Source organism: Pseudomonas sp. 10C3, assembly GCF_036346185.1.
Classification (GTDB): domain Bacteria; phylum Pseudomonadota; class Gammaproteobacteria; order Pseudomonadales; family Pseudomonadaceae; genus Aquipseudomonas.
On sequence record NZ_JASJVE010000012.1, the window covers coordinates 184,922 to 191,764 of the forward strand.

The 6,843-nt window shown below is 56.6% G+C and carries 9 protein-coding genes; 4 read left to right on the forward strand and 5 right to left on the reverse strand.

The window, feature by feature from the left end; all coding sequences use genetic code 11:
- Positions 1 to 4 precede the first annotated feature (4 nt).
- The 3 genes from QN399_RS13865 to QN399_RS13875 form a co-directional block, all read right to left on the reverse strand.
- The gene (locus tag QN399_RS13865; protein WP_322181961.1) at positions 5 to 703 is read right to left on the reverse strand and encodes an energy-coupling factor ABC transporter permease; all 699 of its coding nucleotides are present in this window, start codon (positions 701 to 703) and stop codon (positions 5 to 7) included.
- Complete coding sequence (locus tag QN399_RS13870) at positions 700 to 1,161, reverse strand: hypothetical protein (RefSeq protein WP_322181964.1); 462 nt, start codon at positions 1,159 to 1,161, stop codon at positions 700 to 702. The genes QN399_RS13865 and QN399_RS13870 overlap by 4 nt, the downstream gene beginning before the upstream one ends.
- Positions 1,162 to 1,264: 103 nt before the next feature.
- On the reverse strand, positions 1,265 to 1,699 hold the full coding sequence (locus QN399_RS13875) for a DUF393 domain-containing protein (RefSeq protein WP_330201052.1): 435 nt from the start codon (positions 1,697 to 1,699) through the stop codon (positions 1,265 to 1,267).
- Between the two features lie 407 nt (positions 1,700 to 2,106).
- Between QN399_RS13875 and folE the strand changes: the two genes are divergently transcribed.
- Positions 2,107 to 2,667, forward strand: coding sequence for a GTP cyclohydrolase I FolE (gene folE, locus QN399_RS13880; protein WP_330201053.1), 561 nt, complete (start codon positions 2,107 to 2,109; stop codon positions 2,665 to 2,667).
- 150 nt (positions 2,668 to 2,817) lie between these two features.
- On the opposite strand, the gene QN399_RS13885 is transcribed toward folE, so the two are convergent.
- Both QN399_RS13885 and QN399_RS13890 read right to left on the reverse strand, forming a co-directional pair.
- Positions 2,818 to 4,164 carry a glutamine synthetase family protein gene (locus QN399_RS13885; protein ID WP_323566314.1) on the reverse strand — a complete coding sequence of 449 codons (1,347 nt, stop codon included), beginning with the start codon at positions 4,162 to 4,164 and terminating at the stop codon, positions 2,818 to 2,820.
- A 32-nt stretch (positions 4,165 to 4,196) separates the two neighbouring features.
- Complete coding sequence (locus tag QN399_RS13890) at positions 4,197 to 4,754, reverse strand: helix-turn-helix domain-containing protein (protein WP_322181972.1); 558 nt, start codon at positions 4,752 to 4,754, stop codon at positions 4,197 to 4,199.
- Positions 4,755 to 5,045: 291 nt separating this feature from the next.
- On the opposite strand from QN399_RS13890, the gene QN399_RS13895 reads away from it, so the two are divergent.
- The 3 genes from QN399_RS13895 (at position 5,046) to QN399_RS13905 (ending at position 6,439) form a co-directional block, all read left to right on the forward strand.
- Positions 5,046 to 5,675, forward strand: a complete 630-nt coding sequence (locus QN399_RS13895; RefSeq protein ID WP_322181974.1) for a DUF1780 domain-containing protein — start codon at positions 5,046 to 5,048, stop codon at positions 5,673 to 5,675.
- Positions 5,672 to 6,181, forward strand: a complete 510-nt coding sequence (locus QN399_RS13900; RefSeq protein ID WP_322218017.1) for an MOSC domain-containing protein — start codon at positions 5,672 to 5,674, stop codon at positions 6,179 to 6,181. The genes QN399_RS13895 and QN399_RS13900 overlap by 4 nt, the downstream gene beginning before the upstream one ends.
- An 84-nt stretch (positions 6,182 to 6,265) precedes the next feature.
- Positions 6,266 to 6,439 carry a DUF3094 family protein gene (locus QN399_RS13905; RefSeq protein ID WP_322181978.1) on the forward strand — a complete coding sequence of 58 codons (174 nt, stop codon included), beginning with the start codon at positions 6,266 to 6,268 and terminating at the stop codon, positions 6,437 to 6,439.
- Positions 6,440 to 6,843 lie beyond the last annotated feature (404 nt).

Consider the following 6,843-nt stretch of genomic DNA (forward strand, 5'->3'; position numbering starts at 1 on the left):
TCAATCAGCTGTCGCCTTTGCGCGGCCCGTCATCGTTCCACGGCGCTTGCAGGTAACGGGTTCGATTGAACGTTTCGAGCCATTCGGGGCAAAAAACCACCAGTGCACTGATCACTATGCCGTTGATAAACGCCTCGGGGAAAATGATCAACCACAGGTAGCCGATAAAATCCTCCAGCCACTCCGGCATGGCGAACAGGCCGTCCCACCACAACACACCTAGTCCCAGCAGCAGGCAGAGCAAGGCCGACAATGCCGCGGCAAAAAAGCCCGAGCAAAAGATGTACACGAAAGGGTTTTTCGGTTGGGCCCGCTCCACCACTACCGCGCAGGCTTCAGTCACAAGCACCGGCAGCACAACCAGGAGCATGCCGTTCACCCCCAGAGCCGCAAGATCCTGCCGCCCCAGCGCCAACAAGCCCAGCTGCGCCGCCAGCCCACCGACAATTGCCAGCGGCCAATCGAGCAGCAAGGTCACCGCAGTCATGCCAATGAAGTGGTACGACACACCGGTATCAAAATCACGCCGCACCAGCCATAGCAGAAACAACGCGAAGACGGTCCCGAACAGCAGGTGTTGACGCCGGCTGTCGGTAAACAGTTCAACCCACGGCGAACGCCACACCGCCCACAACAGCACGGGCAGATAAAGCAGCCAGCCAACAGTCATGGTTTCCGTGGACAGGACCTGTGCGCTGATCATGGTTGATCAAGCGCCTTACGCAATTCATCGGCCGTGCTGAATTGCTGTTCTTTGACCAGCTGCCCGTTATGCAGTTGCAGCCACAGCACTTTGTCGGGGTCACCGGCATAACGCGGCACGACCCGGGCATCGCGATCAAGCATGACCCGGTAGGAGTAAGCGCGCATGGCCGGCACCGCGAACAGCTTGGCGACCAACGCGGGCATCTTCTCGATATCGGCAACGAATACGGTATTGCGCGCTTCCAGGTAGCCCTTGGGTTTGCCCTGCAAAGCGGCGTTCACCAGCTTGGCGGCGCCCATGCTCCGAGCGACCAGCAAGGTTTGCGCCTGGTCATTCAAGGTGTAGGCCTGATCGAACTGATCCAGCAGCGTCCATGGGGCCACCTGCTCGCCGACTTCAAGCGCCTGCGCACCCAGTGGCAAAAGGCAGAGCATTAATACTGACCAAAATTTCACCCGACGCTCTCCTCTGGTACCGGTTTAATTCTTGCTCGCAGTCTACACCGACGCCGGGGCGCTAAACTCAACGTAATCGTAGACCTGAACGCAGACATACGGCTCAATCAGGTATTTTGCATTTACCTGTGGAGTTGCAGCGTCTGGCGCCTTCAGGGTGAGGTAACCATGCAAGATGTGGCCGCAATACGCTGAATAACGTGTAGCCGATCAAAAGTACCGGTCGCAACAGAGGCCAAGCCAAGGGCGCAGCCCATCGTCCAAGGCCTGCTGCGCGCCAGCTCCATAAGGTGGCGTCAATACCTGTCAGCCAGGTGCCGCTGGCAGTGCGCGCATGAAGCCGATCGCGCAACGCTTTTACATCTCGATCAAGGCCTCCCGCGTCGAACTCAGGCACGCTGATATCAATCAGTATCAACCGGGTCGGATCGGCATGACGCCGTAGCCAGGCAATCTCTCGAGCGCACAACGGGCAATCTCCATCGACATAGAGCGCCAGTGGCAGAGTGGGTGACCCGCAAAATGCTTTAGTCCTCATTACAGCTCTCCTCATCCGTACCAACAGGCCGTCAGGCAATAATTCACAGGCGTACACCGTGACAGTCACACCGCAAAATGTTGTACACGGCCGTCTAAAAATTATCAACATGTACAAGTTTATCCGCTATTTTCGAGAGATTAACGTCAAATAATTGTACAAGTAGTTATTTTTCGTATAAGTTTTTATCCGGAGGGCAGTTGGCAACGTGTCGTACTGGTCAGGTACCCAGCACTGCGCCACTGCCCTCTTCCTGTCATCGACCTTAAGCGAACATCCCGATGACTGCGGTGCCAAGCCCAGCTTCATCCCTCTGTTGCCCCGATACCTCCGAGTCCAGCCCCCTTCATGAATTTTCGGCATTTAAAGACCCTTACCAAAGGCCGAGCCTGCGAGGACGACATTCAATGAATGACCAACTGCCTAATCAGTACTGTGAGATTCTCTCGGGCATTGGCGAAAATCCTGAGAGAGAAGGCTTGCGCGATACCCCAAAGCGTGCAGCCAAGGCCATGCAATACCTGTGTAACGGCTATGGAAAAAGCCTTGAGAGCGTGGTCAACGGCGCACTCTTCAGCTCTTCAAGCGATGAAATGGTGATTGTCCAGGACATCGAGCTCTACTCGCTGTGCGAGCACCATTTGCTGCCTTTCATCGGCAAGGCACACGTGGCCTACATTCCCACCGGCAAGGTCCTGGGACTCTCGAAAATCGCACGCATCGTCGATATGTATGCCCGGCGTTTGCAGATTCAGGAAAACCTTACCCGACAGATTGCCGAGGCCATTCAAGAGGTCACCCGTGCCGCCGGTGTGGCGGTGGTGATCGAGGCCAAGCATATGTGCATGATGATGCGAGGGGTGGAGAAGCAGAACTCGGTGATGAACACATCGGTCATGCTGGGCGCATTCCGTGAGTCCAGCACGACCCGTCAAGAGTTCCTGCAACTGATCGGACGGCACAAGTAAGTACTCACACCGAGTCTCTGCACGTGCCCCGTCATATTGCTTTGGTTGAAGAGTTGATGGTGGTGTTCGCTGACAAGTCATCCGCTAAAAACCTGCCGTCTTTCAGGCGGCAGAGTTACCCGTCAGCGCACAACAACCATCAGCCGTCGTTTACAGGTACCAGCGGTATTCCCGCGCGTTGATTTCTTGCATGAAGGCCAAGTGGTCCTGGCGTTTATTCTCGCAGTAGACGTCGACAAACTCCGCGCCCAGGCTCTCGCGGATCCGTGGTTCGTCTTGCATGGCACGCACTGCGTCGAGTATTTCCAGCGGAAAGTCGATGCCGCTGCTCCGGTCTTCGTTGAGTGGCGCGATGGGTTCATGGCCGTTGGCCAAGCCGTTCTCCAGCCCGATCAGGATCGCCGCCAGAACCAGATAAGGATTGGCGTCGGCGCTGGCCAGACGATATTCGATTCGCAGGTTCTGCGGGTCCGACTCGGGAATCCGCACACAGGCATCGCGATCCTCAAAACCCCAACTGGCCCGCGTCGCTGCGTTCACTGTGCCGCCCAGACGGCGAAAGGCATTCTGGTTAGGTGCGAAGATTGGCATGCAATGGGGTAGCAGCTCCAGACAACCGGCCACCGCATGACGCAGCGCTTGTTGTTGGTTGGCTGCCAGCAGGTTATTGCCCTTATCATCGTAGAGGCTGACATGTACGTGCATGCCACTGCCCGGGTGCTGCAAATACGGCTTGGCCATGAAGCTGGCGCGGTAACCGTGCTTGAGGGCGACACCGCGAGTGCTGCGGCAAAACAAAGCGGCCCAGTCGGCGGCACGCAGGCCGTCATCAAGGTGACCAAAGTTGATCTCGAATTGACCCGGGCCTAGCTCGGCCGTGATCACCGTGGTATCGATGCCCTGGGCCCGCGCCGTCTCGACCATGTCATCGAGCACCGGAGCAAAACGCGACAAGCGTTCGATGTGCATATTCGGCTGATCATCGGCATCGTCCGTCAACAGATCGCGTGGGAACTGTGGCTGTCCGTCGCGCAGCTGTTTATCGAACAAATAGAACTCCAGCTCGAAGGCCACCACAGGGTGAATACCCTTGCTGCGCAGGCGATCCAGCACCTGTGCCAGGACTTCACGCGGTTCGAACTCGATAGGCGCCTCGGTACCATCGGAGGTAATCAACATCTGCCCCAAGGGTTGTGCTTCCCAGCTCACTGGCTTGAGTGTGCCGGGCACCAGACGGCGACGGGCATCCGGGTCGCCGTCGTTGAAGCAGTAGTCGCCAATCTTGAACAGCCCGCCCTGGACACCCAGCAGCACGCAGTTCTGCGGCAGTTTAAGGGCACTGCCCGCGGCGACTTTCTCAAGCATATCCAGCGGATAGCGCTTGCCGTAAAAATGCCCGGGAATGTCCAGGGAAATCAGGTCGACGTAACGCACCTCGGGGTAGCGTTGGCGAAAAGCACGAACCTCAGCCAGCAGATCAGAGCACTCAGCATCCATCGTTGTTCTTCCTTTGATTTTTGTCGGTGTTATCAGGTGTAAACCCAGAGAACCCGGGTGAGCTGATCGGTGAGGTTGCCGTAGCGACAATGGGCATGGCTGGCCAGTTGAAAACTGTCGCCGGGGTACAAGGTGACCGGCGCCTCGTCATCCTTCAGCCACAGCGTCAACTCGCCTTCCAGAACATAGCCGCCCTGCTCGGAGCTATCGCTCAAGTGCCGCTCGCCACTGCTGGCACCAGCCTCCAGTTGGCTTTCGAGCATGGAGAAGGCGGCCTTCATCTTCGGCGAAACCAAAATGTCGGTAATCCCGTTGGCGTAATACAGCGTGCGTCGCTCATCCGGCCGGGTAACCCAAGGCAACTCCTTGAGTTTTGGCAAACTGTAAAAATAGGTGGTCGGTACCCCAAAGGTTTCACTGATCGCCGTCAAGTCAGCCACGGTGGGCCGTGACAAGCCACGCTCGACTTGCGAGAGAAAGCCGACAGAACGACCGATTTTGTCTGCGAGTTCCTTCAGGGTGTATTTCTTGTGCTTGCGTAAATCGTGAATAAGGATCGCCAAGGCAGCGATTTCTTCTTGCTTGTTCATGCCGGACGCTCCAAAGGATGAGCGTAATAGCTGGCAATGTGCTGGGTCGATTGCTGAAACATACAGGCGCCTGTGAAATTATTATTTAATAATTTCATGAAAAACTATCATTTAAATTTCACGGACGCAACTTTCCATTCCAACCACTCAAACAACCTCTTCGAATCCAAGTCCTGAAGACGGATGAGCCTCAATCTTTACCGTAAGCCTAACGCCGCAGGCAGGGGCTACTCGGTAAAAAGTCTGAGAGACTCTATTTTTCAGGACTCAAATGAACGCTAAGCTTGGCTCATGGATGACTCAGATTATTTACGCCTGCTTACGGTCCAGGCCGAACAAGCCAACGCGTTCCTCTCCAATGCGCGTAAGTGGGAGCGTGAGCGTTGGGTTTGCCAGCGTTTGCTGCAAGGCCTGAACATCACGCACCGCAATGAAGACTTCACCCCGGCCGGGCAAGAACCGCCAGACGTGCTGTTTCGCGATGCGAGTTTCGAAGTGTTCTTTGTTCTCGATGAAGGCCGTCGGTTGAACGACGAGTGGCGCGAAGAATTACAGCGGCGGCGCAGTGCGTTTTCGTTAAGCCAATTGGTGCGGCGCGAGGCGAAACCCAAGCGCATTGCGGCCCATGAGCTGTTGCAGCGCCTCGCACCCACCTTGCGTAAAAAAGCACACAACTACCGCGAACGCGGGCTGGACCTGGGCGAACTGGACATCATTGCTTTCGCCAGCCTCAAGCGTGAAGTGCTCGATCTGAACAGTCATTTCCCGCCGCCCACTGAATACCTGCGCCAAGGCTGGCGCTCGTTATCCTTGGTCGGACCAACCTTCGCCCGCGTACTGTTCGCACACCCGGATGCACCGGATTTCCTGCGAACCAATCTAGGTCGCAGTGTCGTTTTCGATGTTGGAATCAGCTTATGAACCCGTTACAGACCAGCCCACTGCAAGCACTGTTGGCGGATGTCCCTCAACAGGGCCTGGTCCGCTGGATTGGCGTGCGCCCCGAATCCCGTGTCGACATGATTGAGCTTGAAGCGGTGGAAGCACGCCGCGAGGCTGGCCTGACGGGCGATCATTCGCGGCCAGGCCCGCGTAACGCACGGCAAGTGACGCTGATCCAGTGGGAACATCTGGCGGTGGTCAGCTCGTTAATGAGCCGCACGGAGAAACACCCCATCGTGCCCCAAGACCTGCGACGCAATCTGGTGATCAGCGGCATCAATCTGTTCAGCCTCAAGGGACGGCGCTTCAAAGTCGGCCAGGCGATTCTGGAAACCACCGGCTGGTGCCAACCCTGCGCCCGGCTCGAGCAACGCTTGGGACACGGCACCTTTCAAGCCTTACGCGGCCATGGCGGAATCACCGCACGGGTGCTGCAAAGCGGAATTATTCGCCTGGACGACACCCTGTGCGTCGAACCCCTTTAGATCATTCATGCCTGACGCTCAGAGAGTCCGGTTTTCACGACTAGACTCCCACTCATGTGTTTTCGCCGACCGAATGAGGCTCAAATGACCAGCCGCCTGAATCCTGAAGATCAACAACGTGTCGAAGAGTATCTGCAAACACCCGTGCACACCGTCGAGCGCAGGCCTTTCAAGCCTTGGCTGCTCCTTGCGGTGGTACTGATCGTGGTGATTGGTCTGGGCCTGTTGAGCCGCTTGTTGAGTTATCTGACGCTATGAGCTGCCCTTTCGCAGAGAAGTCAGCCCTATCAAAATCAGAAAAGCGCTGATCCCTTGTGAATACCGTCTTGACCCTCACCGCGCAAGCGCAAGTTGTGGGTCAAACCCAGCCCCGCCGGAAGCTCGTGCCGGGCTTATTCGCAGACAAGTCAGCTCCTACATGCAGATCAAAAGCCCCAGCCTCTGCCCGCTAGGCCGTAGATACCCTGCTTACCCCTCAAATCAAAGGCATAAAAAAAGGCGTCCCGAAGGACGCCTTTTTTATTTGGCTTCGATGCGCATGGCATCTGGCCTTGATCTTCAACTCATGTACAGCCTGAGTAGAATATGGTCGGGGTAAGGGGATTCGAACTCCTGACATCCTGCTCCCAAAGCAGGCGCGCTACCGGACTGCGCTATACCCC

Bases quoted from the DNA above. Each gene is read 5' to 3' on its own strand.
- QN399_RS13865 (WP_322181961.1), bottom strand. From the start codon at position 703: ATGATCAGCGCACAGGTCCTGTCCACGGAAACCATGACTGTTGGCTGG.
- QN399_RS13875 (WP_330201052.1), bottom strand. From the start codon at position 1,699: ATGAGGACTAAAGCATTTTGCGGGTCACCCACTCTGCCACTGGCGCTC.
- folE (WP_330201053.1), top strand. From the start codon at position 2,107: ATGAATGACCAACTGCCTAATCAGTACTGTGAGATTCTCTCGGGCATT.
- QN399_RS13885 (WP_323566314.1), bottom strand. From the start codon at position 4,164: ATGGATGCTGAGTGCTCTGATCTGCTGGCTGAGGTTCGTGCTTTTCGC.
- QN399_RS13890 (WP_322181972.1), bottom strand. From the start codon at position 4,754: ATGAACAAGCAAGAAGAAATCGCTGCCTTGGCGATCCTTATTCACGAT.
- QN399_RS13895 (WP_322181974.1), top strand. From the start codon at position 5,046: ATGGATGACTCAGATTATTTACGCCTGCTTACGGTCCAGGCCGAACAA.
- QN399_RS13900 (WP_322218017.1), top strand. From the start codon at position 5,672: ATGAACCCGTTACAGACCAGCCCACTGCAAGCACTGTTGGCGGATGTC.
- QN399_RS13905 (WP_322181978.1), top strand. From the start codon at position 6,266: ATGACCAGCCGCCTGAATCCTGAAGATCAACAACGTGTCGAAGAGTAT.